Source organism: Butyricimonas sp. Marseille-P3923 (assembly GCF_900184685.1).
Taxonomy (GTDB): Bacteria; Bacteroidota; Bacteroidia; order Bacteroidales; family Marinifilaceae; genus Butyricimonas; species Butyricimonas muris.
This window is the reverse complement of record NZ_FXXL01000005.1, coordinates 334,055-360,778: the sequence shown is the minus strand read 5'-3', so window position 1 is coordinate 360,778 and position 26,724 is coordinate 334,055. Positions and strand designations below refer to the sequence as shown.

Below are 26,724 nucleotides of genomic sequence, written 5' to 3'. Positions count from 1 at the left end.
TTAAAATGAAACACTAAGACTTAATGACCAAGTCGGACGTTCTGACAATTGTGTTTCAGAGAATCCGCTCTGGATAGGAGTTTGTCCTTTCAATTTCTTTGATTTGATGTCAAATAAGTTGGTCGTGGATAACGAGGCGGAGAGCATGGATATTCCCCACTTCTCTAATTTTTCTATCGGGAAATCATAGGTGAAACTCATGTTCGAGCATTTTAAATAGTTGCCGCTCACTACCCGATGATCCGAATTGTCATACATGGTCCATGCATTTTCAGCAATGATCTGAATGTTTTGATCTTGTAGGCCTAATGACCAATGTTGCGCGTATGCTCGACTTTCCGCGTCAGAACCGTTAATGATATTCGGGATATTCGTGTGTTTTTCATCACCCGGGGTACGCCAACGGTCTACCATTTCATAATTCACATTTCTTTCCGGGTCGAAATTCAAACCTTCGGGATATAAACCGAATAACCTGATCTTGGAGCCTAAACTATAATTGAGGATAAAGTTCAGGCGGAAACTCTTGTAGCGCAATGTATTTGTTAGACTACCTTGCACTTTCGGGTCCCGTTGTCCGGAAGGTGTCAATACCATCGTGTACGTGTCGTATTTATTCAAGCCCACGAGTTCTTGTTTACGGTCTTGCATATCATCGAAAACAGGTCCTCCGTTACGCGGGTTCAAACCGATGAATTTGTATGACCAGAAAGTTCCTACCGCGTGACCTTTCGTCAAGGCATTACCGGTTAAGAAGTCGTCCAATTCGTATTCATTATCTCCCGGCAGGGTGTTCATTTCATTATACACTTTAGAGTAGGAAGCCGAGAGTGTCCATCGGAAATTGTCGTTGGAAATAGGGCTTACCGTGGCATCAATGCTGAATCCTTGGTTGTCAATGGTACCGGAATTAATCACGTATTCGCCGCGTCCGTTCACGCTTGAAATCTTTTTGGTCAAAAAGGCATCTTTCGTGTGCTTGTAATAATAGGAAGCATTCATTTGGACGGCATTTTTGAATAGAGCAAAGTCTAAACCGACATTGAAAGAACTTGTGCGTTCCCAACGTAAGTCCGGGTTGGGATAAATTGATACGTTCGATTCTAATTCATTGTAATGCGTGTTGAAGGGCAGTTTCTTTAGAATCATTTCCGGGGATTGACCGCTCAGCATGTTTCCTTGGTAACCGTAAGAAAGTCGTAAGGCCAAGTTGCTGACCCACGGGTTGTCCATATTGGTGTGTTCTGAAATATTGTAAGAACCGGAAACTGACCACACGGGAAGTAATTTTTCATTGCTTCTGCTTCCGAATTGATTGGAGCCATCAATACGCGTGTTGGCATTTAACGTGAAATAATTCTTGTAGCTGTATGATACGGAGAGATATCCGGAAATCATGTTTGTTAGATTGTCTGACACGCTTGGCAAGTTGTTTTGCAGCCATGACTTGTAATGCGTGAAGTCGTCTAAATTTATGGCTGTAAATTGTTTTCCTCTATCATTGTAATAACCCCTGTCCGTGCGATCGAATCCTGCATATTTGGAGGAACTGACCTCGTATCCTAAGTTGGCGGTGATATTGTGTTGGTCGTCAGTCCCGAAATATTTACTAATGTCTGCTTGCAAACGTCCCGTGTAAGAGTTATTGCGCGTGTATGCTTTTTTTAATTCTCCCCCGTAAGGCATTTCGTTCATGATATTTGGGTCTTTACTGGAAATTTCTCCGTATTCCGATTTGCGCAAGGAAGCTGCGTACCAGGTTTGTTCTCCCAAGTAACTCTCCTGTTCCGTGTTGGAAGTAGAGTAAGAGAATATGGCTTGGAATGACAACCAGTTGGTTGCTTTGTAGCGTAAGTTTGCCGTCAACGTGATGGCCGAGTTATCCTGTCGGGAATAGCTATTATCCAGTTCGTTCAGGATATTGTAGTTATATAATTGTTGATAAGCATATTGACGCTTGTAATAGATATACCTTCCTTGATTGTCTAAGGCTGGGATAGCACGGCTCGTGGTGTAAGCGTAGTCGATGGGATTAACACTCTCCTCGCTATATTCCCTTTTCCCGACATTCGCGTTTAAGTTAAGGCTGGCTGTCACTTTGGGTGATATGGTGGCATCCACGTTCAAAGCGGCGGTGTAGCGTTCGTTGTTATTTCCTTTTATGACATCGTTGTCGATGGCGTACCCGATGGACGAGTAATAACGGATTTCCTCGCTTCCGCCGGAGATGCTGACCGTGTGCTGGTGGGAAAATGCATCTTCGGTTAATAAATCAAACCAGTCGGTATTCATGTTTTCCAGTTTGGCAACCTCGCTCGTGAATTGATCGTGGGTGATGGTGCCGTTGTATAAATTGTTCACGAGTCCCTCGTAGCTGATTAAATTGACGTCCGTGGAATATACATGGTGTTTTTCTACCAAGTCTTTAGAGAATTCCACCCGTTGTTTGGAGTTCATCAAATGAATATTGTGGTCAGTGTACCGGGGACGGCGACGGTAGGTGGCGGAGAAATCGTAGTTCACTACGGGACGTCCTACTTGCCCTTTTTTCGTGGTAATCACGATTACCCCGTTTGCCGCTTTCACCCCGTAGATAGCCGTGGCGGAAGCATCTTTCAATATGTCGATACGGTCGATATCCCGGGGATTCAGTCCGGCGATAGCGTTACCGATGCGGTTGATATAATCCGGGTCGTTCAACTCTTCCGGGGCAATGGGCACCGGGTCTTGCACGATGATTCCATCCACCACCCATAGCGGCTCGCGGTTACCCACGAGCGTGGAGGTTCCTCTGATACGGATTTTCGGAACGACACCTACTTCCCCGGAGTTTGTCATCATCATCATGTCCGGCACACGCCCTTGGAGCATTTGGTCGATAGACATGGCTCCGGCAATCATCACGTCCTTGGCTTTCACGCTCGAGATAGCGCTGGTCAGTTTTTTCTTGTCGATTACTTGGTAACCGGTGATGACAACCTCATCCATCTCGTTTACATCCATTTTCATCACGACATTCGTTACCTCTTTGGTGGCTGTGATCTCTTGGGTTTCCATCCCGATAAACGAGAAAATGAGTTGCACGCCTAATTTCGGAACTACTAGCGAATAGTTACCATTGGCGTCTGTGGCGGATCCAGTTGTTGTTCCTTTTACTAAAATGGTCACCCCCGGTAATGGTTCTCCCTTTTCATCCTTTACCGTTCCGGTTATTTTCTTACTTGTAACGGAAGGACGGGCGGCAATCACTATCGAGTTTTTTTCCAGCGTGTAGGAATATTTGTCTGCTAAAATGAATTGCAATGTTTCGTCCAGCGTCATTTGCAAACGCGGCAGATGTACCATTTTCTGTGCGTCGAACTGGTTTTCGTTATAGAATACGTCACATTTTAATTGTGTTGAAATTTCATCGAAAACTTGTTCAACAGTCATTTGTTGGCTTTTGAAATTTAGCTTGTCGCTTGGAGAGAGCGTACTCGCTTGTAGCGGGAGTATGCATAGAAGTACTACCACTATAGCCATAGCTGTTTTGAGATACTTTTTTTTCATTAATCTATTACTGTTTAAATGAATAAATATATATATTGCACACTTTCTTGTCGGTTATTTATGACTAGGTTACCGTTTACGGATGGTGATAACATTATCTTTTATTTCAAAGCGAATGACTTTGGTTTCTTCCAGAAGAAATAGGGTTTCTTTTAGAGAGCGGTCTTTGTCAATGACGCCTCTGAATTTCAAATCTTTGCAATCTTCATCTTGATATATGAAAGTGAAATCGTACCATCGTTCCAATTTCCGGGTAATATCTTCCATGCGGCAGTCTTTGAAATGAAGTTTTCCGTGTAACCAAGAGGTGTATAATTTCACGTCTACTCGTTTTATTTCGGTTATACCTGTTGAATTGTTCGCGATGTATTGTTCTGACGGGTGTAACACATGCAATTTACCGTTATCCGATACGGATACTTTCCCCTCGACCAATGTGGTGCTCCAATTCGGGTCGTCGGAATATGAACTGATATTGAATTTCGTTCCCAGTACGGTGATTTGTCGATTTCCGGTGATGACTTTAAATGGAGCTTTTTCGTTTTTTGTAACCTCGAAATAAGCTTCTCCATCCAAGTACACGGTTCGGTCGTCCGTGGCAAATTGTACCGGGAATTGTAAAATGGATTCGGAATTGACAGCGACAAAAGTACCGTCCGGCAATTCAAACGAGAAATCAGCTCCTTTAGGTACGGCTAAACGATTATAGCGAATTTCAAAAGAGTCTAGTCTTGAAACTTCGTAGCTTCGGTAAGTTAATTGGTTATTGACGCTATCCCGAGTGATGGATATTCCTAATTCTTCTTCGTGCAAATCATTTACGTCATCTAAATCAACACTTTTCCCGTTGGCTAAGGTTAATTCCACTTTAGTTTTTGGGGAGGGCTGTTGTGATTCATTCTGCATGAGAGATATGGTGGTTTGGTGGTCTAATAGGTTGCTTACGAGTAGAATACCACCTAGGATAATTGAGGCACATGCTGCGTATCCCGACCACAAGAGGAAGATAGAATGTCTTTTCTTGTGAAAACTTCTCGCTTGTACTTTCTTCCAGCCGGCATCCTCGTCATATATCTTTTTTTTCTTCGAGTTGCACACTCTTTGTATCAGATAATCTAATTCGTTTTTCATGGCTTTATTTTTATGTCATCGAGGTCCACAACTACCCGAAAAGGGTGATTGAAAAAATGAAAAAAATGAGCTGGAATGAAAAAATATATTCGATGGTGGAATTAATGTGCTAGGGAAGAATAGGTAAATGCTTAATTTTTAATAAATAAGATAATGAGTAAGTGATAAAAGAGAGAGTAAAGACGTTCTACTCTCGTTGTTAAGACGTTTTACAAGCATTCCCGAACGTCTATAAAGCGTTTTTGAAAGAATTTAAAAAAAACAGGTTTTACTTCCTTTGTGGTGTATTATTGCCTTGTTTCACAGTTCTTTCTAAAATAGAGCCAAATAAACAGGGAGAGATTTTTGAAGTTTTGTGTTTTTTCTCGAATGATACGATAAGCTTTACTGACGTGTGTTTTTACCGTGTTCAATGAAATCTCCAATTCCTCTGCAATTTGCTTGTAGCTTTTTTTATCCATGAAACTCATTAAAAAAACGCTTTTGCATTGTGAAGGTAATTCGTCTATGGCCTGTTCAATTTTTTGCAATTTGGCAAGTTCGTCTTCAGAAAATTCGGATTTTTCCAAGTATTCTATAAACTCGGTCAAGCGAGGTATATGGCGTTGTTCTAGGACTTGTGTTCGTATGATTTTTAAAGCCCCGTTTCGCACGGATTGGTACAAGTAAGATTTTAATGATGTCGTGATATTGATTCTTTGCCGATTTTCCCACAGGTAGACAAAAGCATCTTGTACAACATCTTCCGCTTTTTCGGCATCACCCAAAATGCCCATGCTATAATTGCACAATTCTTGATAATACTTGCGAAATAGTATCTCGAAAGAGTTTGAATCTCCTTCTACGATAGCTTTTAATATAGTATAATCAAGGTCTGTATTTCCGTGCATGAATCTTTTGAGGATTTTGTTATCAATCTATTTACAATGCAAATATATATAATGTCTTGAAATTTATAAATTGCATTTATAAATATAGGCGATAAAAATCCTTGTTGTTATTGAAAACCTGTTTAAGGTGTGGGTTTGGTAAAGGGAGGTGTGTTTCGACACACCTCCCTTATCTAGTCTTTTAGTACGCGTGGTGGTCATCCTGTACGTCTTGGATATCAATTTGTTTCTTGTTAAGGGCTCTCCACGCGTAGAAGATGTACGCGAGCACGATGGGAGAAACCAAAGAAACGTATGCCATGGTCTTTAACGTGTAGTAGGAGGACGAGGCGTTATAGATAGTCAGCGAAGAGTTCAGGTCGGTGTACGAGGGGTAGAATGCCGTGTTGTTGAATCCTGCCACGATGAACAGGGCGATAACGGCAAGCACGATACCGATTCCGGAAAACCATATCCCTTTTCTCCAGTGAGGAGTGATGACGGATTTGATGATACCGAATAATACTCCGACAACCCCGAGCAACAACACGAGAGTATTCAAGGGCATTTCCAGTAAATTGTGGAAATACTTGTATTGAACCAATTGGATGCTTTTATCTTCCATGATGGCGTATCCTTTGCCGGTCAGTATGATGCCGAGGAATACCAGTAATAGAATGACGAAAGGCACCGAGTTGTACAGGACTTGCTTTTTACTTCTCTCGTAGATGGCATCATGCTTGATGTTGTTCATGAAATAGAGGGATGCCAAAGTCCGGGCGAGAAAGAAAATAGCCAGTCCCAGGCAGATGTTGGCAAAATTGAATAATACCTCTATGCCTCGCCACGGGCTCATCCATGTAACGTCGTTCATCTCGCCTAATTTGAACGGGTTGCCCGTGAAAAAAGAGCCGACCACTGCACCGATACAAATAGTCCCAATCACACCATTGATAATCAGAAATACATTATAAGTACGTTCCCCGAGTAAGTTTCCGGCTTTTCGGCGGTACTCGTAGGAAACGGCTTGCATCACGAAACAGAACAATACGACCATCCATGCCAGATAAGCGCCTCCGAAGCTCGTTGAATAGAACAGGGGGAAACTTGCAAAGAATGCCCCGCCGAACACGACTAATGTCGTGAATGTAAATTCCCATTTGCGCCCCAAGCTGTTGACAAGAACATTCCGTTCGTCTTCGGTCTTGGCAATGGTATATAGTAAGGTTTGTCCACCTTGCACGAAAAGCAAGAAAACCAGCAATCCGCCAAGTAACGATATCAAAATCCACCAGTAATGTTGAAGAAATTCCATATTCATTTATGATTTATGATTTACGATTTATGATTTATGATTTAAACTTCCTCCCGGCTTCGCGGTGCTCTCTTGGTTCCTCTCCGTCTTCGGTTGGAATCACTGGAGGAGTTTACTTTCAATTTTACATTTTCAATTTTCAATTGTTTCGGGTCCTTTCTTGATTTGGTTGAACATAATCTTCAGTTCCGCGATGAGCAGGACGGTGAAGAGTACGGCGAACATCCAGAATGTGGTCATAACCCAAGTCGATGCAATTTTTGTCACGGCAACATTGGTAGGCATTAAATCTTGTACCACCCACGGTTGGCGTCCTACTTCAGCCACTATCCAGCCGCATTGCGATGCGACGTATGCCATCGGAACACAGAATAATGCCAAGTAGGGGATGAATTTGAATTTCTCGAATTTTCTTTTCTTGGCGTACCACAAAGAGAGGGCGAATAATAAAACAAAAAGCATTCCCAGTCCTACCATGATACGGAAACTGAAAAATACCAAAGGTATATGAGGTATGGCATCGTAGGGGGAATTAAGATAGCCATACCCGAAATCGGAGTAGTTGGCTTTAAATATCTGTAATGTGCTGTCGGCCATCGTGTGGTTATTCTCTTTTATGGCTTGCTTGTAAGTCTTCAATGCATCAATCGCGGTGCGACCGTTTGCCATGCGTTGTTCTAAAGAAGGATAGGTTACGCCGGATTGAGACGTGTAGCCGTCCAGAATATTCTGAATGCCCGGGATGTAGGCGTCAAAATCATGATAGCCGAGGAACGAGAGTACTTTGGGTACATGGATGGCGTATTCCATTTTCTTCATTCTATCTGTCGGCAAGGACGGATCGTTTACCGGGAGTCCGATAACGGTGAATGCGGCACCTCTGCCACCTTCATTCAAGCCTTCCATGGCGGCGAATTTCATGGGTTGAGTCTTTGTTACGTCTTGTGCGCTGCTGTCACCCGTGTAAATGGTTAAAATGATACTGATCAACCCGAACACCGAGGCGAGCATGATACTCTTGCGGGCAAATTCGAGGTGTCTTTTCTTGAGGATAAACCATGAACTGACACCTACCACGAAACAGGCGGAAAGCGTGTACGCGGAGGTTACCGTGTGAGTGAATTTGCTGATTGCCGTGGGCGAGAACAGTATTGCCCAAAAATCGTCCATTTCGTTGCGGGCGGTAATCGGGTTGAATTCCATGCCGACGGGGTTTTGCATCCAAGCGTTGGCGACAAGAATCCATAGGGCTGAGATGTTCGCGCCGACGAATACCATCCACGTGGATACGAGATGGAAGCGTTTGCCGACTTTGTTCCAACCGAAGAACATCACTGCCACGAACGTGGATTCGAGGAAGAACGCGATAATACCCTCGATGGCCAACGGAGCCCCGAAGATATCGCCCACGAACCAAGAGTAATTCGACCAGTTCGTCCCGAACTGGAATTCGAGGATTAGTCCGGTGGCGACCCCGATAGCGAAGTTAATACCGAATAATTTCATCCAGAACTTGGTGGCTTTCAGCCAACTGTCGTCACCTGTCTTTACCCACATGGTTTCCATGACGGCGAGCATCAAGGCTAATCCCAGCGTGAGGGGAACAAACATGTAGTGGTAGATTGCTGTCATGGCGAATTGCCATCGTGACCACTCCACTAGAGTGGTGGTTGTCAGATCAAGAAGCATAATGTTAAGGTTTTGTTGTTAATTCTTTGAAAACGTGCTCGCTTTTTGCCTCGGCACTGTCATAGTGGGAGTTGAGGTAGTTTGGCATCAACCAGAGTTTAAATACCAAAAACATGATACTCAGTTTAATAATGATGATAAGCCAAAGAGTACGTCCCCAGCGGGGCATATTCTTAAATCCGTCATAGTAAAGATACCAAGCCTTTTTTAACATACACGGCAGTTTTTATTGTTTATCTATGTAAGAACGTTACCAAAGGTATAAATGTTTTTTCTAAGTTCGATTTTTTTTGCATAAATAATACTTATGCGTGTATAGGATAAATTTATTTGTCTAATTTTGTTTCTACACGTGGGGTAGTTTTAACCCGGTAATGTAAAATTGAATTATGAATAATGCAGGAAAATATTGTTTGGGGGGATTGGCACTGTTGGCGGTCGGATTTTTATGTTGGTACTTTTCTTCGATTATCGCTTATATACTGGTGGCGGTCGTGCTCTCGTTTTTCGGGCATCCGATTATCGAGCTTCTGGGGAAGATTGAAATAAAAGGTAAGCGCATACCGAACGGGTTGAGGGCGGGGATTGCTTTAGTTTGTATATGGTTTGTCTGTATTCTTTTCTTTTACACGGTGATACCGTTGGTTAGTCAGGAATTTCAGTCGTTAAGCGATATCAGTATCACGAATATCGTGAACAAGCTGGAAGACCCTTTGGCCGATTTGGAAGAGGGATTGAAGCATTTCGGGATTATAGATGCCAATCAGGATGTAAAAGAGTATATCGTGAAGAATCTCAAATCCGTGGTGGACGTTACACAGATTAGAAATTTGTTCGGCTCTTTGGCGGGGACTATCAGCAGTATTTTTATCGCCCTTTTTTCGGTGACGTTTATGGCGTTCTTCTTTTTGAAGGACAGCAATCTTTTTTATAAGATGTTGTTGGCTGTTGTGCCAACACGTTATGGCGAGGGGGTGGGGAAAGCACTTGATTCTATACAGAAATTGCTGGTTCGTTACTTTATAGGGATTACTTTCGAGGTGTTGATTGTCATGGGTTTGAATATCATGGGGCTGACCATCATCGGCTTGCCGTTCAATAATGCCGTGTTAATCGGGTTGATGACCGGAATAACAAATGTAATCCCGTATATCGGACCGCTTATCGGTGCGGCCTTCGGGCTTTCGGTGGGAATTGCCACGAACGTGGACGTGGATTTCTACACGGTGGTATTTCCTTTACTGATTTATATGAGTATCGTATTTATTATCACGCAATTGATTGATAATGTAATTTTGCAGCCCTTGATTTACGGGAATAGCGTGCATGCTCACCCGATGGAAATTTTTCTGGTGATATTAATCGCGGGAAACTTGGCCGGGATTCCGGGAATGATTCTTGCCATTCCGGGTTATACCGTGTTGAGGGTAATATTGAGGGAGTTTTTTAATAAATATAAACTCGTGAAGTCACTCACGAAGAGTTTGGAATGAGTTCACCGGGTTCCTAAGGTTTATAAAGTTCATAAAGTTTATAAAGTTACAGGTATTCTTCGGACAGAATTTAACGGCAACGAAAGTTGCCGTTATGAACCTTATAAACCTTACAAACTTTATAAACTTTATAAACTAATCCAGCACCCCACGTGTACGGTCTTCAAAAGCGGAAAGTGCGGCTTTCGCTCCTTCACCCATAGCTATGATAATTTGTTTGTAAGGTACCGAAGATACATCTCCTGCCGCGTATATGCCCGGAATGTTCGTGCGGCAATGCGCGTCAATCACTATTTCTCCGGGACGGTTGGTATCCACTACTTCACGGAACGCTCCACTATTCGGAACCAATCCGATTTGAACGAATATCCCGTCCAAGGTGATTACTCTACTTTCTTCTGTCTTGCGGTCTTTCACTTGTATCCCGGTTACTTTTTCTCCATTCCCGATGATTTCCAAAGTTTGCGAGTTGGTGAATACTTCCACGTTCGACAGGCTCTTTACTTTTTCTTGTAGTACTTGGTCAGCTTTTAATTCCTCGAGGAATTCCAGAACTGTTACTTTTGAACAAATTCCCGCCAAATCAATTGCTGCTTCAATCCCCGAATTGCCCCCGCCGATAACGGCTACCTGTTTACCTTTATAGAAAGGTCCGTCACAATGCGGGCAGAAGGCAACGCCTCTACCTGTATATTCTGCCTCACCCGCCACGTTTAATTTTCTCCAACTTGCTCCCGTGGCAATAATGACTGCCGGAGCGATGAATTTCTCCCCTTTTGCCGTGGATAATATTTTCTGATTCTTCTCGATTTCAACTTTCTCTATCCGGCGATGTTCCAACAGGTCTATCGGGTAGCGCTGAATATGTGTTCTAATGTTTTCGGCCAATAGGCTACCGGTTGTTTCGGGTACGGATATCAGGTTCTCGATACCCACGGTTTCTTTTACCTGCCCGCCTACGCGTTCAGCCACGATAGCTACATTCAACCCCTTGCGTGCCGAATAAATGGCTGCGGCTGCCCCCGCGGGTCCTCCGCCGACGACAATCACGTCATAGTGTTTTTCGGTGGTATCAATCGTGTCCTCGTTGCTACCGTATTGGTTTTCCAGTTTACTCAATAATTCCCCGAATTCTCCCCGTCCGACATGAATCAATTTCCCGTCGGCAAACACGGAAGGTACACCTTGTATATTTGAAGCCTCTACTTCAGCCTGATTGATTGCTCCGTCCACCATCTCGTGCGTGATTTGGTCATTCAACGTGGTCATGGCATTCAGAGCTTGAATGACATCCGGGCAGTTCGTGCAAGTCAGTGAAACGTAGGTTGTCAAGTGAATGGGGCCTTTCAAGGCTTTTACCCTGTTACAGGTGGTTTCATCCGGGAAGTTTTTGCCTTTGCCCTCCAGATTCATGATGGCGAGCAACAAAGAGGTGAACTCGTGTCCATTGGGAACACCCCGGAATTTTATACCTGTTTTTTCTTCGTTCTTTAAGATCGTGAACGCTAGCCCGTCTCCTTCCGTGAGTTTGCACGATATTTTATCGGAGCATTCGCTAACGTCGTTTAATATTTCCAAGAGTTCTTGGCGATTCTCGTGTTGAGGTGCAACAATGACATCAAACGTGTATGTTGCTTCCAATCCCTCGAAAATAGTTTTTAGCTGGTTCTTTAGTGTCGTATCTAGCATGTGATTCATTGTTAAAAAAAGCCGACGATGTGGTTTCGTCGGCTTTCGCGTGATTCTGTTAAATTTTACCGACTAAATCGATGCTTGGTTTTAGCGTGGTCGCACCTTTTTTCCATTTCGCGGGGCATACTTCATTCGGGTGTTCTGCCACGAATAAAGCTGCTTCCACTTTTCGTAGTAATTCGTCCGCGTTACGTCCGATATTGTTGTCGTGGATTTCAGCAATTTTGATTTTCCCTTCCGGGTTTACCACGAAAGTTCCGCGGTATGCCATTCCCTCTTCCTCAATCATTACGCCGAATGCGCGACTCAATACCCCGGTCGGGTCTGCAAGCATCGGGTAGTTGATTTTACGAATACTTTCAGAAGCATCGTGCCATGCTTTGTGTACGAAGTGTGAGTCTGTGCTCACGGAATAAACCTCTACTCCCATTTTCTGGAATTGCTCGTATTTCTCTGCCACGTCTACCAGTTCGGTCGGGCATACAAAAGTGAAGTCAGCGGGATAGAAGAAGAAAATAGCCCATTTCCCTTTTACGTCGTCGCTGCTTACAGTTTTGAAATTACCATTGTGAAAAGCTTGAACTTTGAATTCCGGAATTTGTGAATTGATAATTGGTTCCATTGTTTAGTGTGTTTATGATTGTTATTAATTTGTTTTCTCGATACAAAGATATATAGTTTTTCTTGATATGTATGATAAATCTAATTGAATTATTCTATGTGTGTATAGGAAAAACTAATAATGTGTTGATTATTCATAACTTTATATTGACTTTGAAATTTTACAGTGGTAAATTTTGCGGCTGTAAAATTTGGCAATTTTGTTTGATTAAACTGATTGGAGGACAAATATGAAATTTTATAATAGAGAAAAAGAGTTAGTTGCGTTGGATGTGGTGGCAAGGGAAGGGTAGTAAGGAACAAGATAAAATTGATATCGTGGGATTGTATGCGGAAGAAAGTGTTGTTCAAGTATGAAATAGAAAAACGTTTGTTTCCGATGGAAGATATGTGATGAGGGCGGCTTTCCTCTTCCATCACCCCTTGCTCGAACGAAAATTTTTGGCTATCCGTCGAGTAAGTAGGACCCCACTTATTCTGACGGCAATGGGAATATATACACGGATCTTTATGGTGACCTTTACAAATTCGATGTTTCCGAACCGAACTGTCACTATAGAACAATACCTCCCGTGTGAGCAATGTCTAGGCTCTGGGAATTCCTGTGCGGAAATTATTATTAGATTTGTATCGAGGGGAAGGTATGTTTGTTGCAAAGAATTGTTGATTGATTAATTGAACGCAAGAAATGACAACGTTACAAAATGTATTGGAGAATGTGCATAACCTCACGGAGAGTAATGCTAGCGAGATTTTCGAGGATATTGCGAAACAGCTTTTTCGTGGATTTTGTATCAAACAAGGTAGTGTGGAATATCGTTTCCTCGAGGTAGAGTTTTATTATTTCAGTCCAGAGCATAAAGATGTTTTAGAGTTTGGTAATCGTCCTTTTGTTTATGCTCGTAATTGCAAAGTTTCGGGTACATTTTTCGTGCATGCTAGTGGTTTGGATATTTGTTTCACGGGGAGAGTGGATTCTGGTACAGAGAAATCACGTGGGGGAGGTATCCTAATTCGTTCTTTACTGCGAATTGACGAGGATGGTCTACGTACTGTGGTTACTGGTCCGTGGGATTGTATGGATGCTTTGATAAATTACACGAACGAGAGTAATTTTCCGAGAATTGTGAAATTGGAAAATATTGATAATGACGTGTGTGTGCAAAGTGCAGTACGTTGTAATGATAGAAGTATATTTAAAGAAAAGAAATATTGTTTTTACGATTTTCGTTATGTTGATCGTAAAAACGATTATTGGTCTGAGCAAATTGGTAAATTAAATCGATACGACCCGATAACGAAAGGGATAAAGAAGGAATATAGTGAGAAGCCTTGGAACCGAAAGAATAGGGTGTAATTGGACGATGTTTTTCACGAGAGGCGTTATTAGGATTATTTTTTTATTCTCTTCAAATTTTGATGAGAATAGTACCAATATTCAAATCAAGCGATTTGAACTAGTCAGTCATGTGGGTTTACGTCTGAGTATTTCAGACGTAAATCCCAGTTATTTTTAAATCAATGCGATTTCCAGTACTTCCCGGATGTGGTTGACGAAATGGAAGGTGATACCCGAAACATATTCCTTTTTGATTTCGTCGATGTCTTTTTTGTTCTCGCAGCAGAGGATAATCTCTTTGATTCCGGCTCGCTTGGCGGCGAGGATTTTTTCACGGATGCCGCCTACCGGAAGGACTTTGCCGCGCAGGGTGATCTCTCCGGTCATAGCAAGAGCTTTTTTCACTTTTCGTCCGGTCAGTGATGATGCCAAGGAGGTCACCATGGTGATACCTGCCGAAGGACCGTCTTTGGGTACGGCGCCTGCCGGAACGTGAATGTGAATGTTATGTTCCTCTATTGCCGCGGGGTTGATGCCCAATTCTTCGGCGTGTGATTTAATATATTCCAATGCCAGCGTGGCAGATTCTTTCATCACGTCACCGAGGCTTCCGGTCATGGTTAATTGTCCTTTGCCTTTGCTGATACTCGATTCCACGTATAGAATTTCTCCGCCCACGGCAGTCCAAGCCAAGCCTGTCACAACACCCGGTAGTTCATTTCCTTGGTATTCTTCTCTGGTAAAGATAGGAGTTCCGAGGTATTCTTCCACGGTATCTTTTGTCGGTTGCACCGTGAAGCTGGGGTCTAAGGCCACGTTTTTAGCCACTTGGCGCATAATCTTAGCCAAGGTTTTGTCTAAACCGCGCACGCCGGATTCACGGGTGTATTTGTCGATAATATAGTTCAATATATCATCCGAGAATGTGATCTGTTCTGCTTTTAGCCCGTGATTTGCCAGTTGCTTCGGGATCAGGTGACGTTTGGCAATTTCGATCTTTTCTTCCATAAGATAGCCGCTGACCTCTATCATTTCCATACGATCTCTCAACGGGGGAGCGATCGTGGAGATGTCATTCGCCGTGGCGATGAACATGACTTTTGATAAATCATAATCGATATCCAAATAATTGTCATGAAAAGCCGTGTTCTGTTCTGGGTCAAGTACTTCCAATAATGCAGACTGCGGATCTCCCCTGAAATCCTGTCCTACCTTGTCGATTTCGTCCAGAATAAACACGGGGTTCGAGGTCCCTGCTTTTTTGATACTTTGTATAATCCTACCCGGCATGGCACCGATGTATGTACGGCGGTGTCCCCGGATTTCGGATTCGTCATGCAAGCCGCCTAATGACATGCGAACGAATTCCCGGTTTAAGGCACGTGCAACGGATTTGCCGAGAGAGGTTTTACCCACACCCGGGGGGCCGTACAGGCAGAGAATCGGGGATTTCATATCTCCTTTCAGTTTTAACACGGCAAGGTATTCCAGAATGCGCTCTTTCACCTTATCCAGCCCGTAGTGGTCGGCATCCAGTATTTCGGATGCTTTTTTCAAATCAAAATTGTCTTCCGAATAGTGCTCCCACGGCAACTCGGTCAATTCCTTCACGTAATTGAATTGCACTGAATAGTCCGGGGTTGACGGGTTCTGGCGTTTCAGTTTTTGGAGTTCCTTGCGGAATATTTCTTCCACGTTCTTCGGCCATTTTTTCTTTGATGCGGCCTCTTCCAGTTCTTGCAGGTCTTCGTCCACGGGATTTGCGCCCAACTCGTTCTGGATAGTCTTCATCTGTTGATGAAGCAGGTATTCTCTTTGTTGTTTATCAAGGTCGACCTTGACCTTTTGTTGAATATCCTCTTTTAATTCCAGAACTTTGACTTGTTTGCCCAGTAGTTCCAGTAATTTGTTTGCCCGTTCTTTCAATCTGTCGATTTCGAGCAATTCTTGTTTATCCCTGTAATCAATCTCTGTGTTTGAAGATATGAAATTGACAAGGAATAACATGCTCTCGATATTTTTCAAGGCGAAGCCTGCCTCGTTGGGAATATTGCTGGAAAATCTCACGATTTTCATTGCCATATCCTTTAGGGCTTCGGAAATGGCATTGTATTCCTGATCTTCCGTGTGTATTTTTTCCTCTTCTTTCACGATGATTTTACCCACGTGATAGGGTTCATCATACAAGATGTCATCCAAATGGAAGCGTCTTTTCCCTTGGATAATAGCTGTGGTCGTTCCGTCGGGCATCTCTAGCAATCTTAGCACGGAAGCGACCGTACCTGTCGTGTACAGATCGGTTTGCTGCGGGTTTTCCGTGAGGATATCCTTTTGTGCGATGACACCGATTAATGCGCTTTGCTTGTAAGCGAAACGTACCAGTTTTAGCGATTTTTCCCTACCGATATTGATTGGGATAATTACCCCCGGAAATAACACGGTATTCCGTAGTGGTAAAATTGGCAGAGTGTCAGGTATATTACTGTGATCGTTCAGCATCTCTTTCTCGTCACCCAGTATAGATAAATAATCCTGATTTTCCTCTGATAAATTATCTTGTAAAAAATCTTTTAAATCTATATTGCTCATTATAATCTCCTTATCTATTTGTAGTTGTTTCTTCGTGTGATTTGGTTTCTTTCGGGAGTCCCTTGATTAGCCTTGAATCGGAGGACTGCCATTTTGGCAAAAAAATCCTGAAAAATAAACCATTACTTAATAGGACAATTCCTATGCCAAAGATTTTTTGGTCGAAATAGGGTAAAAAAAGATGCAATTGTTACTTTTGCACACAAATATAAAACACAAATGAAAATAATTTTATTCGACGATAAAAGTTGGAGAACGTTGAGACCTCTTACTTTGACTCGTCCGGTATCTGAACTAAGGGTAGGGATTCTCACGATTCGAGAGAAGTGGGAAAAACGGTTAGGTGACAAGGTTGCATACCTGACCAAGGACTATCTGCAAGAAAAATACCCGTTGTCTGTGGAAGATGATAATTTGCTGATCAACGCGTCCGTGTGTCCGAACCCACGTTTGTTGGGTGAGATCGGTGGTCTGCAGCCGGGGGAAATGTTATTACAGGGCGATTGCGTAATCGCTTTGCGTGTGGATAAACGGGAGGTCGCAGCCTTTGAGCCTGCCGTGTTACCGGGTTTAGTACGAAAGGAGTTCACGGGTGAATTTAATCGTGTGGAATATCCTTATCACGTGTTTTCACTGAACGGGCAAGAGTTGGAGATTGATTTCAAGTTATTGACCGAGGGACGGAAGAGTGCGCCGTTGGATAGTGGCGTGCGGGTATACGGGAAGTATCCTGTCTTCGTGGAGGAAGGTGCCGTTGTTCGCGGTGCCGTGATCAACACGGAAGGCGGTCCCGTGTATATCGGGAAGGATGCGGAAATCATGGAAGGAGTCCTCGTGAGAGGTCCTTTGGCCATGTGCGAACATGCGGTATTGACGATGGCGGCGAAAGTGTACGGTCCCACGACTTTAGGACCTTATTGCAAGTGCGGGGGTGAGGTAAATAACGTGGTTTTGCTCGCGTACTCCAACAAGGCTCATGATGGGTTCTTGGGTAATTCCGTGCTGGGGGAATGGTGTAATATCGGGGCGGGAACAAACAACTCGAACTTGAAGAATACCTACGTGGAGGTGAAGTTATGGGATTACGAAACGAGACGTTTCCGGAAAACCGGACTTCAGTTTTGTGGTCTGATTATGGGTGACCATGCCAAGTTGGGAATTTCTACAATGATTAATACCGGAACGGTGATCGGCGTGGGAGCTAACGTGTACGGGGCAGAATTTCCCCGTAATTTTATTCCCTCTTTTGCTTGGGGCGGTGCCTGTGGATTTACCGAACATATGATGCCTCAGTTTATCGCGACTGCCGAAGCCGTGATGAAACGTCGGAATAAAGTATTCGATGACGTGGATCGTCGGATTATCGAGCATGTGTTTGCTGATCCGGACAGATAAAATAAAAAAAGGAGATTCACAGAATCTCCTTTTTTTATTTCTATTTCAGAAAGATTATTTCTTTCTGTTTTCCATGTGCGATTTGTAACGGTTCATGAACTTGTCAACACGTCCTGCAGTATCGATCAATTTGATCTTACCGGTATAGAACGGGTGAGAAGAGTTAGAAATTTCCATTTTTATCAATGGATATTCAACTCCGTCGATTTCGATAGTCTCCCTCGTTGCGGCGGTAGACTTGGTGATAGTAGTCATGCCATTAGACATATCTTTAAATACTACTAATCTGTAATTTTCAGGATGTATGCCCTTTTTCATCTCGTATATAATTTTTAAAATTGTTTCTACATTAACGGGCAGCAAAGATAGTCGATTCATTATAAATCACAAAGAAATTCAAGGACTTTTTTCGAGATGAGGTATTAAAACGTCATTTTTCCGTGAAGAGTACCGTTTGTTTGTATTTTGGGAAAAAAATGACGCCGGGGTTTACGCTTGTCAGCACGTACCTTCCGGCGTCGGGAAATGGATTATATCATTTTTGCGGGACCACTTCCTTCCTTAAGTTTTTCAGCAATTCTTCTCCCACGAAGCGCTCGAAGACCTCCGGTGTCGGGTTGTCTTTCTGCATCTTTAAAGCTGCGAGGTATTTTGCCTTGTCCTCGCCCGGAATGATAATCAAGGGTTCAAGGAACATCATCTGTATATAGTTCATGAATAATAAAGCAACAGTGATGTTTGCCGCCCCGAAAGGCTTGATGTGGGAAAAATAATAATGAAAGTCTGCTCCCAATTTCACGGTAAGTATATCATGAACGTTATTCAGTTTCTCGTTTGTTTCTTTACACAGGCTGTCCAGTTTGTCCGGTATTTGATCATAGTTTGCCGTGACGCCTTCTTCGTAGTATTCTTCACCTAAGCGGAAATCTCCCAAAGAGGTATCGTAACTGCCCACGGGAGTCGTTTCTTCTTTCCCGGTATGGTGCATTACTTTGGCACTGACCTCCCGAACGAAATCGGACGAAAGCCGCTTGCGCTGTTGGGCACATTTCATGAGGAAGAGAAAAGCGTTGCTCAAGTCTTTTATCCGTAGTACGGTTTCCCGCTCTACCTTGGGTGAAATCTCGATGTCATTCAAGATATTGAAAAAATCTTGTTTCTTTATATCCATCCCGTCCAGACGGGCAATCTCGTAAAGCAAGGTTTCCACTCTTCTTGGGGAATAACCTTTTGTTGCCAGTTTGGCTCTTCCGAGATATTCTTCTCTTGTTCTACATAGTTCTTGCCACATAATCGTTCATTTTTTCTATTTGGTACGTGGTATTTGTTGGTTTAGTTTTGTTTTTATATTTATTTGATAGATGAGATTATCTGTTGACAATACAGGGGTGGATATTGACAATAATATCGTATTTTTGTATGTTTGATTATGATTCACCAAGCGTATGCTGCTTAAAGAATAAAGTATGTTGAAGGATTTTACGGCAATAGATTTTGAAACGGCTAACCACCACCCGACGAGTGCTTGCTCTATCGGGATAGTCGTGGTGCGTGACGGTGTTATCGCGGATGAGTTTTCGCATTTGATAAAACCGGAACCGTTTTATTTTTACCGGAAATTTATCGGGATTCACGGCATTACCCCTGCGATGGTGGAAGACGCTCCTTCATTTTACGATTTGTGGGGAAAGATGGGGCGATATTTTGACACGGAGGCGTTGGTTGCTCACAACGCCGGGTTTGATATGAGTGTTTTGAAGGCTTGTCTGGAGCGGTCGGACATCTATATCCCGATGCCCCAATCGTATTGCACGTGCCGACTCTCCCGAAAATTGGTAAAAGGTTTACCTAATTATAAACTGAACACGTTGTGCGAGCATTTCGGGATAGAACTGAATCACCACGAGGCATTGAGTGATGCCCGTGGTGCAGCTAAAATCATGATAGAACTCGGCCGTTTATAATCGGCTGATAATTTCCTTGAATATGGCTCCCATGCGTGGTTGGGCGTGGTTGCCCACGTCTTGTACTTCCGCGTGATTGGTGTCGAGTAAATCCGGAGTGGCGGTACTGTTCGTGATGACGGACATGCCGAAACATTCCATCCCCATGTGGCGTGCCACGATGATTTCCGGTACGGTAGACATTCCCACGGCATCCCCGCCTATAACGCGAATCCAATTGTACTCCGCCGGGGTTTCGAACGAGGGACCTTGCAGTCCGGCGTAGACGCCTTTCCATAATTTGATATCCAGTTTTTTCCCGGCTTCCTCGGCGAGCTCGATCAGGCGGGTACTGTATGCTTCCGCCATGCTTGGAAACCGGGGACCCAATTCGTCGATATTCTTACCCCTGAGCGGGTGTTCGGGAAAGAGGTTGATATGATCCCGGATGATCATAAGGTCGCCCGCGAGATAACTCGTGTTCACGCCCCCGGCAGCATTCGACACGAACAATGTCTTTACACCCAAGGCGTGCATGACTCTCACGGGGAAGGTTACTTCTTGCATGGAATAGCCCTCGTAATAATGGAAACGTCCTTGCATGGCGATCACTTTCTTGCCCCCGAATGTTCCGATAAGCAATTGTCCCCGGTGTCCCTGTACCGTGGATACGGGGAAATGAGGGATGGCCATGTAAGGAATGGCGTGTTCTATTTCGATGGATTTCCCGAGTTCTCCCAATCCGGTACCCAAGATAATCCCGATCGTGTGTTCTCCTTTGATATAAGGTGCCAAGTATCGGCTACTTTCTTTTATCTTGTCTAACATAGTTGTATATATTTTTAATGAGTTGGTCTTGTGATGTCAGAAATTCCGGTTCGATGGGAACATAGAATATCCGTTGTCTGATTTCATCCGGGATATTACTCAAGGCTAACCGCACGGCATCTTTTTCTGTCGTGAAGATGTATTTGTTCGGGTTGCTGATTTTGTCGTATTCCTGAATGATACGGTGAATATCCCCGTCCCGGTAATTGTGGTGGTCGGGGAAAGCGATTTGGTGTATTTGTTTGGTTAATTTTTCAAGATACTCGATGTAAGGGGCCGGTTGGGCGATTCCCGTTACACACAGGATAGCGCTGTCCGGGGTAATGGAGCAACGGCTAGTTTTATCCAGCGGGGTGATGTCCCCGTATTTCATCGTGGTGAACAGCAATTGCTGGTAAGCCATCAAGTTCAAGTGTTTCAAAATAATCCGCTTCTCGATGGGAGAAATGTTAGGCGGACATTTTGTCACGATCACGTAGTTTGCCCTGTCTTTGGCGCTTGCTTTCTCTCTGAGGCGTCCCAAGGGCAGGAGGTGGTCTTCGTATATCGGGCGGTGGTAGTCGATCAACAAAATATTGATATCCGCTTTCACGTACCGGTGTTGAAAACCGTCATCCAGAACGATAACATCCGGCTTCTCCGGCAATTGCATCAGTTTCTTGATGCCTCTCACCCGGTTGGCATCAACGGCGACCGTGATATCCGGGAATTTGTTTTTTATTTGCATGGGCTCGTCACCGATTTCGCTGGCAGTCGATGTCTCCGTTGCCAGCACGAAACCGGACGTTTTACGTTTATAGCCCCGGCTCAGGCAAGCTACCCGGTAGTCGTTTTTCAGCACGTTGATTAAGGCTTCCGTGTGGGGAGTCTTGCCTGTACCGCCCACGGTGATATTTCCAACGCAGATGATGGGAATATCAAATTCGTGAGATTCCAGTATACCTAGGTTAAATAGTCTGTTTCTGACGCTGACACCTAGACCGTACAGGACGCTTAATGGCCATAAAGTAAGATATTTGAGCACCATGTTCTACATTCGCTTTAGTTAAAAGAGAGATCGTAAGGTATTCTGGCTACCATACCGTTTATTTTTAGTAATTCTTTTTGACTCCGGTATATATCATAGAAATCGCCCAACTCTTCTTTGACAATTTTTGCTTTTACCGTTTCGGTAAGGTTGGACAGGATATCTTCAAGCGGGTTGCGCTCCGTCGGGAGTTCCGTGATCTGGTATTCCGTCAGACCGGCTTTCGCGGCGGCAATCCGAATGGCGTCGTTCAATCCGCCCAGCACGTCAACCAATCCGATTTTTAAGGCGTCCTCTCCGGTCCATACGCGCCCTTGGGCGATCTCGTTCACTTCCTCTTTCGTCATGTGGCGTCCTTGGCTAACCCGGTCGAGGAATGTATCATATCCCCGGTTGATGTAGTTTTGCATCACGTTTCTCTCGTAGGTGGTCATCGGTCTGTCGCTGATTGGAATAGGTAACGGGTAACCACCGCCGAAATCGCTGTGGTCGTTGGTTTTTACCACGTCGGAATTGATACCTAATTTGTCCTTTATCAATTTCTCCCCGCTAAACAGCAACCCGAATATCCCGATGGAACCGGTTAATGTTGTGGGATCGGCAACGATCGTGTCGGCAGCACAGGAGATGTAATACCCGCCGGAAGCGGCAACATTTCCCATCGACGCGATAAGCGGTTTCTCTTGGGCGGCAAGCTGAACTTCTTTCCAGATGATATCGGATGTCAAGGCGCTTCCCCCCGGTGAGTTTACACGTAGTACGATAGCCTTTATATTTTTATCCTCCCGGGCCTTGCGTATGGTTTGCGCTAATTCCGGTCCGATGCTTGTAGCTGACTGTTGGAAACCGATATCCCCTTGCGCGTAGATAACGGCAATCTTGTCTTTGGCAAGGTTAATGGTCGGGAGCACGGCTCTTTGATATTTATCGAGCGTGATCATGGATAATTGGGTAGAGTCCGGAATGCCACAAGCCGCGTTCAATTTGCGGAGCATTTCGTATTCGTAGAGAGTACCGTCGAAGAAGCCTTCTTTCACGAATTCCCCGGCAGGATATACTTGAAACTCGTTCGTCAGTCGAGTGATTTTCTCTACCGGTATATTACGGGTTACTGAGATTCCCTTGATGATATTTCCCCAGAGAGAATTTAAGTAGGTTTGCACTTGTTCACGGTTGGCGTCGCTCATGTGATCTTGCAGGAAAGGCTCTACTGCCGATTTGAATTTCCCCACACGGATAACTTCCGGCTCTACGCCTATTTTCTTCAACAGATCCTTGTAGAACGATACGTTGGCGGACATTCCCGTGAGTAATAACGGGGTTTCCGGGTTCACGAATATACTGTCGGCAACGGTTGCCAGATAGTAACTTTTCTGGTCGTATCCCAAGTTCGAGTAGCTATAAATAAATTTTCCGCTTTCTTTGAATTTCAATAGCGCGTCCCGAATCTCATCAATCGTGGCGAGTGCCCCGAAGTTGGATTTTATTTCCGTCAAGTCAAGATAGATTCCCTTGATCCGGTCGTCTTTCCCGGCTTGTTCGATGTATTTCAGTATTTTATTTAACCCGGTTTGTTTGTTCATGGATAAAGACATGATATTCAGATTTTCTAACGGGTTATCGGAAGCTCTGTCCGGTATTGGATCGCTGAAGGATAATTTCAGAATAGAATTGTCCGTGACAGTAACACTCTTGCTGCCGGCAAAACTGATGAGGCTGACAGAACTGATGAACATTACCATGCAGATAATGAGCATGAATATGTTCACGATAAATACGCCGATGACGGTCGCTAATAGATACTTTAGAAAGCTTTTCATAATGTAATTTTAGTCGTTAATTATTTATTATACAATAAACGAGTTAGCTTTTTATATTGGGTACGTGAGAATCATTTTTCAATAAAAAATGATTTTCACAAATGTATGCAATAATTTTGGTCATGCAAATTTAAAATTGGTGTTGTTTTGTTTCTCGTCTATTTTTTGATAGTTTTACGTCGGAACAAAATAGATACGGAATGAGTAAGTTTGAAGTTATAGGAGGGAAGCGGTTAAAGGGCGAACTGGTCCCTCAAGGAGCGAAGAATGAAGCGTTGCAGGTGATATGTGCCTGCCTGTTGACGAAAGAAGAAGTAGTGATTAGCAATATACCGGAGATACTGGACGTGATCAAGTTGATCGAGTTGCTGAAAGGTATCGGTGTGCAGGTGGAGCGATTGCAAAAAGGGGAATACTCCTTCAAGGCTTGCAATGTCGATTTGAAGTACTTGGAAACGGAAGATTTCTACCATAAGGCATCCAGTTTGCGCGGTTCCATCATGATTCTCGGGCCTTTGTTGGCGCTCCACGGTTTCGGGTTGGTGCCGAAGCCGGGCGGGGACAAGATTGGACGTCGTCGTCTGGATACCCATTTTTTGGGCTTCGAGAAGTTGGGGGCTACTTTCGAGTATGACGGGGTGTCCGGGTGTTTTAAGGCGTCGGCACAAAAGCTCAAGGGGGCTTACATGTTGCTGGACGAGGCATCTGTGACCGGAACCGCGAATATCGTGATGGCGGCAGTCCTCGCCGAAGGGGTTACGACTATATATAATGCGGCTTGTGAACCTTACGTGCAACAACTTTGCAAGATGTTGAATGCCATGGGAGCCCGTATTTCGGGGATTGCTTCCAATCTGTTGACTATCGAGGGTGTCGAGAGTCTTCATGGTTGCCGTCACCGTTGTTTGCCGGATATGATTGAAATTGGTAGTTACATCGGGTTGGCCGCTTTGACGCGTTCGGAGATCACGATCAAGGGATGCGCCATTCCCCAGTTGGGAATTATCCCGAATGCTTTCCGCAAGTTAGGAATCCGCATCGAGGAACGGGACGATGATTTATACATCCCCCGTCAAGAGCATTACATGATAGAGGACTTTATCGACGGGTCCATTCTCACGGTTGCCGATGCCCCGTGGCCGGGTTTGACACCCGACTTGTTGAGTGTCTTTTTGGTTGTGGCAACGCAGGCTAGGGGTAGCGTGCTGATTCACCAGAAGATGTTCGAGAGCCGTTTGTTTTTCGTGGATAAGTTAATCGACATGGGAGCAAAGATTATTCTTTGTGACCCGCACCGCGCCACGGTTATCGGTCAAAACCACGAGTCGCAACTGCGTCCCACGAAAATGACCTCTCCGGATATCCGTGCCGGAATCGCCTTGTTGATCGCTGCCCTCTCCGCACCGGGAAAGAGCGTGATTGACAATATCGACCAGATCGACAGGGGGTATGAAAATATCGACGAGAAACTGAACGCTATCGGAGCGGAGATCAAGAGGAGTAAATGATTTCGGATTTAACAGAAACAGACAATGAATAATATGCAGGTTGTCACTCAAGACTCTTTGGTACTCTACAAAAGTGAAGATGGCAATATACAGTTGAATGTAAAATTAGAAAAAGATACGGTATGGCTGACACAACCTCAAATGGCTAATTTGTTTGGGGTAGATAGAACGGTAATAGTCAGACATATTCGAAATATTTATAATGCCAAAGAGTTATATGAGGAGGCAACTTGTGCAAAAAATGCACAGGTTCAAGAAGAGGGTGGAAGAATCGTTAGGCGAGTTATACCTTACTATAACTTGGATATGATTATTTCCGTAGGCTATAGGGTAAATTCAAAAAACGCAACTCAATTCAGAATTTGGGCAACTTCTGTACTGAAACAATTTCTTATCAAAGGCTACGCCATCAACGATCAACGCCTGCAACAGCTTGGAGAAGTGATACGCATTATGAAACGTACCCAAAATGAACTTGATGCCAAACAAGTGCTTAGCGTGATCGAGAACTACAACACTGCCCTTACTTTGCTTGATGATTATGATCACCAGAGTATGAAACGCCCGAAGGGAAATCAGGCAACATATATTCTAAATTATGAAGAATGTCGCCATCTGATAGACCAAATGCGTTTTAGTGCTGATTCCAACTTGTTCGGGCATGAAAAGGACGATTCCTTCAAAGGCAGTATAGGTAATATTTATCAAAGTTTTTTCTTGACAAGAATGGCATTCTCTATAATGAAGATGGCAGCAAGCATATTGCCGATCATACTCTTGTGGCGCTTACCATAATGATTGCCGAATCACGGACGGAGGAGAAGGAAATGATGATAAGTATCATCATGAATTGTATTTAAGATTTTTGTATATTTGATGTAAAATGTAAGAATATGATATTAAAAAAGATTTGTTGTATATTTATAGGAATTATTCTTTTACTTTCTTGTCATGACGATGACAAGAAAGTAAATATAAAAATTCCGGATTTGGATAAAAAATATATCGAAATGTCCGGATGTTTAGGATTGTATGATGCCGTGACTTTTAATGTTGGTACTTCGGCATACATGGGATTGGGTTGGTATAATGTATTGGGAGATAATCTACATTTTTATAAATATTCTCCTAAATATCGAGAATGGGTGTGGATAGAACAACCCTTTCCGGGGAAGCACCGGACTCATGCCGTTACTTTTGCGATAGGAGGAAAGGCGTATATTGGTTTAGGACGTTCAAAATTGGATCCTCCCACTACATCGTATGAAGCGTATGATGATTTTTTCGTGTACGATACTCTTACGCGAGAATGGGAAGAATTGAAATTTAAGTTTCCGGGTAAACCGCGTTGGGGAGCCGTTGCTTTCGTGATAGGAGGGAAAGCGTATGTCGGGACAGGAGTGGATGAATCTATACCGACAAATAGTGAATATTTTGCAGATTTCTATGAATTTGACCCTCAAAAGGGGTGGAAACAAATCTCTAATATTTATTACCCTCGTTACGGGGCTATTTCGTTTGTTTCGGGTAATCTGGGGTACGTTTGTTTCGGGAATTTATATAGTTCTAGCAACAAGCAGGACGTGCAAGTGTATGATCCGGTTTCCGCTCGGTGGAAAGAGTTACCCGTGCAATACGAGGATGAAGAAACGAGAGAACTTCGTGAAGGAACAAATGTCAAATCTTTTGTTTTGACTAAAGATGGAGAAGAATTTGTTTATGTTTTTGGAGATAGTGGGAGTTGGGGATATGCCCCTCGTGAAAATGTTTGGAAAAGTTTAGGAGATTCCATGGGAGGATACCTCGGATTTGCTGCCGAAAACAAGGGTTTTTTGGTCAGTATCGAGAGGGGAAATTTCAAGGCTTGTGAGTTTACAATCAGAGATGAAAAATGAATTTACTTTGTGTCTTTAATT

Annotated in this window: 21 protein-coding genes; 7 read left to right on the top strand and 14 right to left on the bottom strand. The window is 43.7% G+C overall.

The features are described from left to right. The 6 genes from CS948_RS05085 to CS948_RS05060 all read right to left on the bottom strand — a co-directional run bounded on the left by CS948_RS05085 (position 1) and on the right by CS948_RS05060 (position 8,767). On the bottom strand, positions 1-3,549 hold the full coding sequence (locus tag CS948_RS05085; protein WP_255301861.1) for a SusC/RagA family TonB-linked outer membrane protein: 3,549 nt from the start codon (positions 3,547-3,549) through the stop codon (positions 1-3). A gap of 69 nt (positions 3,550-3,618) precedes the next feature. Then, positions 3,619-4,680: a FecR family protein gene (locus tag CS948_RS05080; protein ID WP_099290632.1), complete on the bottom strand. Its 1,062-nt coding sequence runs from the start codon at positions 4,678-4,680 to the stop codon at positions 3,619-3,621. 287 nt (positions 4,681-4,967) lie between these two features. After that, positions 4,968-5,570 (bottom strand): RNA polymerase sigma-70 factor, encoded by a 603-nt coding sequence (locus tag CS948_RS05075; RefSeq protein WP_099290631.1) that lies wholly within the window; start codon positions 5,568-5,570, stop codon positions 4,968-4,970. A gap of 181 nt (positions 5,571-5,751) precedes the next feature. Further along, positions 5,752-6,870, bottom strand: coding sequence for a cytochrome d ubiquinol oxidase subunit II (gene cydB / locus CS948_RS05070; protein WP_099290630.1), 1,119 nt, complete (start codon positions 6,868-6,870; stop codon positions 5,752-5,754). Positions 6,871-6,996: 126 nt separating this feature from the next. After that, positions 6,997-8,553, bottom strand: a complete 1,557-nt coding sequence (locus tag CS948_RS05065; RefSeq protein ID WP_099290629.1) for a cytochrome ubiquinol oxidase subunit I — start codon at positions 8,551-8,553, stop codon at positions 6,997-6,999. A gap of 4 nt (positions 8,554-8,557) precedes the next feature. After that, positions 8,558-8,767 carry a DUF4492 domain-containing protein gene (locus tag CS948_RS05060; RefSeq protein WP_099290628.1) on the bottom strand — a complete coding sequence of 70 codons (210 nt, stop codon included), beginning with the start codon at positions 8,765-8,767 and terminating at the stop codon, positions 8,558-8,560. Between the two features lie 175 nt (positions 8,768-8,942). On the opposite strand from CS948_RS05060, the gene CS948_RS05055 reads away from it, so the two are divergent. After that, positions 8,943-10,046, top strand: a complete 1,104-nt coding sequence (locus CS948_RS05055) for an AI-2E family transporter (RefSeq protein WP_099290627.1) — start codon at positions 8,943-8,945, stop codon at positions 10,044-10,046. Positions 10,047-10,181: 135 nt separating this feature from the next. Here the strand turns inward: CS948_RS05055 and ahpF are convergent, their stop codons facing one another. Both ahpF and ahpC read right to left on the bottom strand, forming a co-directional pair. Next, on the bottom strand, positions 10,182-11,735 hold the full coding sequence (gene ahpF / locus CS948_RS05050) for an alkyl hydroperoxide reductase subunit F (RefSeq protein ID WP_099290626.1): 1,554 nt from the start codon (positions 11,733-11,735) through the stop codon (positions 10,182-10,184). A gap of 58 nt (positions 11,736-11,793) precedes the next feature. Beyond that, positions 11,794-12,360, bottom strand: coding sequence for an alkyl hydroperoxide reductase subunit C (gene ahpC / locus CS948_RS05045; RefSeq protein ID WP_099290625.1), 567 nt, complete (start codon positions 12,358-12,360; stop codon positions 11,794-11,796). Between the two features lie 687 nt (positions 12,361-13,047). On the opposite strand from ahpC, the gene CS948_RS05035 reads away from it, so the two are divergent. Next, positions 13,048-13,716, top strand: a complete 669-nt coding sequence (locus CS948_RS05035) for a hypothetical protein (protein WP_099290624.1) — start codon at positions 13,048-13,050, stop codon at positions 13,714-13,716. Positions 13,717-13,872: 156 nt separating this feature from the next. On the opposite strand, the gene lon is transcribed toward CS948_RS05035, so the two are convergent. After that, the gene (lon, locus tag CS948_RS05030; protein ID WP_099290623.1) at positions 13,873-16,287 is read right to left on the bottom strand and encodes an endopeptidase La; all 2,415 of its coding nucleotides are present in this window, start codon (positions 16,285-16,287) and stop codon (positions 13,873-13,875) included. Between the two features lie 219 nt (positions 16,288-16,506). Here lon and CS948_RS05025 point away from each other — a divergent pair, with 219 nt between their 5' ends. After that, positions 16,507-17,682 carry a GlmU family protein gene (locus tag CS948_RS05025; protein ID WP_099290622.1) on the top strand — a complete coding sequence of 392 codons (1,176 nt, stop codon included), beginning with the start codon at positions 16,507-16,509 and terminating at the stop codon, positions 17,680-17,682. Between the two features lie 54 nt (positions 17,683-17,736). Here the strand turns inward: CS948_RS05025 and CS948_RS05020 are convergent, their stop codons facing one another. After that, positions 17,737-18,000 carry a type B 50S ribosomal protein L31 gene (locus CS948_RS05020; RefSeq protein WP_099290812.1) on the bottom strand — a complete coding sequence of 88 codons (264 nt, stop codon included), beginning with the start codon at positions 17,998-18,000 and terminating at the stop codon, positions 17,737-17,739. 217 nt (positions 18,001-18,217) lie between these two features. Further along, positions 18,218-18,973, bottom strand: a complete 756-nt coding sequence (locus CS948_RS05015; RefSeq protein WP_099290621.1) for a Fic family protein — start codon at positions 18,971-18,973, stop codon at positions 18,218-18,220. Between the two features lie 175 nt (positions 18,974-19,148). Here CS948_RS05015 and CS948_RS05010 point away from each other — a divergent pair, with 175 nt between their 5' ends. After that, positions 19,149-19,646, top strand: coding sequence for a 3'-5' exonuclease (locus CS948_RS05010; RefSeq protein WP_099290620.1), 498 nt, complete (start codon positions 19,149-19,151; stop codon positions 19,644-19,646). On the opposite strand, the gene CS948_RS05005 is transcribed toward CS948_RS05010, so the two are convergent. Genes CS948_RS05005 through sppA form a run of 3 tightly spaced genes read right to left on the bottom strand, consistent with a single transcriptional unit; the run spans position 19,641 to position 23,300 of the window. Beyond that, positions 19,641-20,453: a purine-nucleoside phosphorylase gene (locus CS948_RS05005; RefSeq protein ID WP_099290619.1), complete on the bottom strand. Its 813-nt coding sequence runs from the start codon at positions 20,451-20,453 to the stop codon at positions 19,641-19,643. The genes CS948_RS05010 and CS948_RS05005 overlap by 6 nt on opposite strands. After that, on the bottom strand, positions 20,428-21,480 hold the full coding sequence (gene lpxK / locus CS948_RS05000) for a tetraacyldisaccharide 4'-kinase (protein ID WP_099290618.1): 1,053 nt from the start codon (positions 21,478-21,480) through the stop codon (positions 20,428-20,430). The genes CS948_RS05005 and lpxK overlap by 26 nt, the downstream gene beginning before the upstream one ends. 14 nt (positions 21,481-21,494) lie before the next feature. Continuing rightward, positions 21,495-23,300: a signal peptide peptidase SppA gene (sppA, locus tag CS948_RS04995; RefSeq protein ID WP_099290617.1), complete on the bottom strand. Its 1,806-nt coding sequence runs from the start codon at positions 23,298-23,300 to the stop codon at positions 21,495-21,497. A gap of 200 nt (positions 23,301-23,500) precedes the next feature. Between sppA and murA the strand changes: the two genes are divergently transcribed. The 3 genes from murA to CS948_RS04980 all read left to right on the top strand — a co-directional run bounded on the left by murA (position 23,501) and on the right by CS948_RS04980 (position 26,703). After that, positions 23,501-24,808 (top strand): UDP-N-acetylglucosamine 1-carboxyvinyltransferase, encoded by a 1,308-nt coding sequence (gene murA / locus CS948_RS04990; protein ID WP_099290616.1) that lies wholly within the window; start codon positions 23,501-23,503, stop codon positions 24,806-24,808. A 24-nt stretch (positions 24,809-24,832) separates the two neighbouring features. Then, the gene (locus tag CS948_RS04985; RefSeq protein WP_369689224.1) at positions 24,833-25,603 is read left to right on the top strand and encodes a virulence RhuM family protein; all 771 of its coding nucleotides are present in this window, start codon (positions 24,833-24,835) and stop codon (positions 25,601-25,603) included. A gap of 98 nt (positions 25,604-25,701) precedes the next feature. Continuing rightward, the gene (locus CS948_RS04980; protein WP_099290615.1) at positions 25,702-26,703 is read left to right on the top strand and encodes a hypothetical protein; all 1,002 of its coding nucleotides are present in this window, start codon (positions 25,702-25,704) and stop codon (positions 26,701-26,703) included. Positions 26,704-26,724: the final 21 nt, after the last annotated feature.

Coding starts and splice junctions, on each gene's coding strand:
- CS948_RS05035 (WP_099290624.1), top strand. CDS start 13,048: ATGACAACGTTACAAAATGTATTGGAGAATGTGCATAACCTCACGGAG.
- CS948_RS05065 (WP_099290629.1), bottom strand. CDS start 8,553: ATGCTTCTTGATCTGACAACCACCACTCTAGTGGAGTGGTCACGATGG.
- CS948_RS05015 (WP_099290621.1), bottom strand. CDS start 18,973: ATGTGGCAAGAACTATGTAGAACAAGAGAAGAATATCTCGGAAGAGCC.
- lpxK (WP_099290618.1), bottom strand. CDS start 21,480: ATGGTGCTCAAATATCTTACTTTATGGCCATTAAGCGTCCTGTACGGT.
- cydB (WP_099290630.1), bottom strand. CDS start 6,870: ATGAATATGGAATTTCTTCAACATTACTGGTGGATTTTGATATCGTTA.
- CS948_RS05020 (WP_099290812.1), bottom strand. CDS start 18,000: ATGAAAAAGGGCATACATCCTGAAAATTACAGATTAGTAGTATTTAAA.
- CS948_RS05010 (WP_099290620.1), top strand. CDS start 19,149: ATGTTGAAGGATTTTACGGCAATAGATTTTGAAACGGCTAACCACCAC.
- CS948_RS05060 (WP_099290628.1), bottom strand. CDS start 8,767: ATGTTAAAAAAGGCTTGGTATCTTTACTATGACGGATTTAAGAATATG.
- murA (WP_099290616.1), top strand. CDS start 23,501: ATGAGTAAGTTTGAAGTTATAGGAGGGAAGCGGTTAAAGGGCGAACTG.
- CS948_RS04980 (WP_099290615.1), top strand. CDS start 25,702: ATGATATTAAAAAAGATTTGTTGTATATTTATAGGAATTATTCTTTTA.
- CS948_RS05005 (WP_099290619.1), bottom strand. CDS start 20,453: ATGTTAGACAAGATAAAAGAAAGTAGCCGATACTTGGCACCTTATATC.
- CS948_RS05080 (WP_099290632.1), bottom strand. CDS start 4,680: ATGAAAAACGAATTAGATTATCTGATACAAAGAGTGTGCAACTCGAAG.
- ahpF (WP_099290626.1), bottom strand. CDS start 11,735: ATGCTAGATACGACACTAAAGAACCAGCTAAAAACTATTTTCGAGGGA.
- CS948_RS05075 (WP_099290631.1), bottom strand. CDS start 5,570: ATGCACGGAAATACAGACCTTGATTATACTATATTAAAAGCTATCGTA.
- CS948_RS05055 (WP_099290627.1), top strand. CDS start 8,943: ATGAATAATGCAGGAAAATATTGTTTGGGGGGATTGGCACTGTTGGCG.
- CS948_RS05025 (WP_099290622.1), top strand. CDS start 16,507: ATGAAAATAATTTTATTCGACGATAAAAGTTGGAGAACGTTGAGACCT.
- sppA (WP_099290617.1), bottom strand. CDS start 23,300: ATGAAAAGCTTTCTAAAGTATCTATTAGCGACCGTCATCGGCGTATTT.
- lon (WP_099290623.1), bottom strand. CDS start 16,287: ATGAGCAATATAGATTTAAAAGATTTTTTACAAGATAATTTATCAGAG.
- CS948_RS05085 (WP_255301861.1), bottom strand. CDS start 3,549: ATGAAAAAAAAGTATCTCAAAACAGCTATGGCTATAGTGGTAGTACTT.
- ahpC (WP_099290625.1), bottom strand. CDS start 12,360: ATGGAACCAATTATCAATTCACAAATTCCGGAATTCAAAGTTCAAGCT.
- CS948_RS04985 (WP_369689224.1), top strand. CDS start 24,833: ATGAATAATATGCAGGTTGTCACTCAAGACTCTTTGGTACTCTACAAA.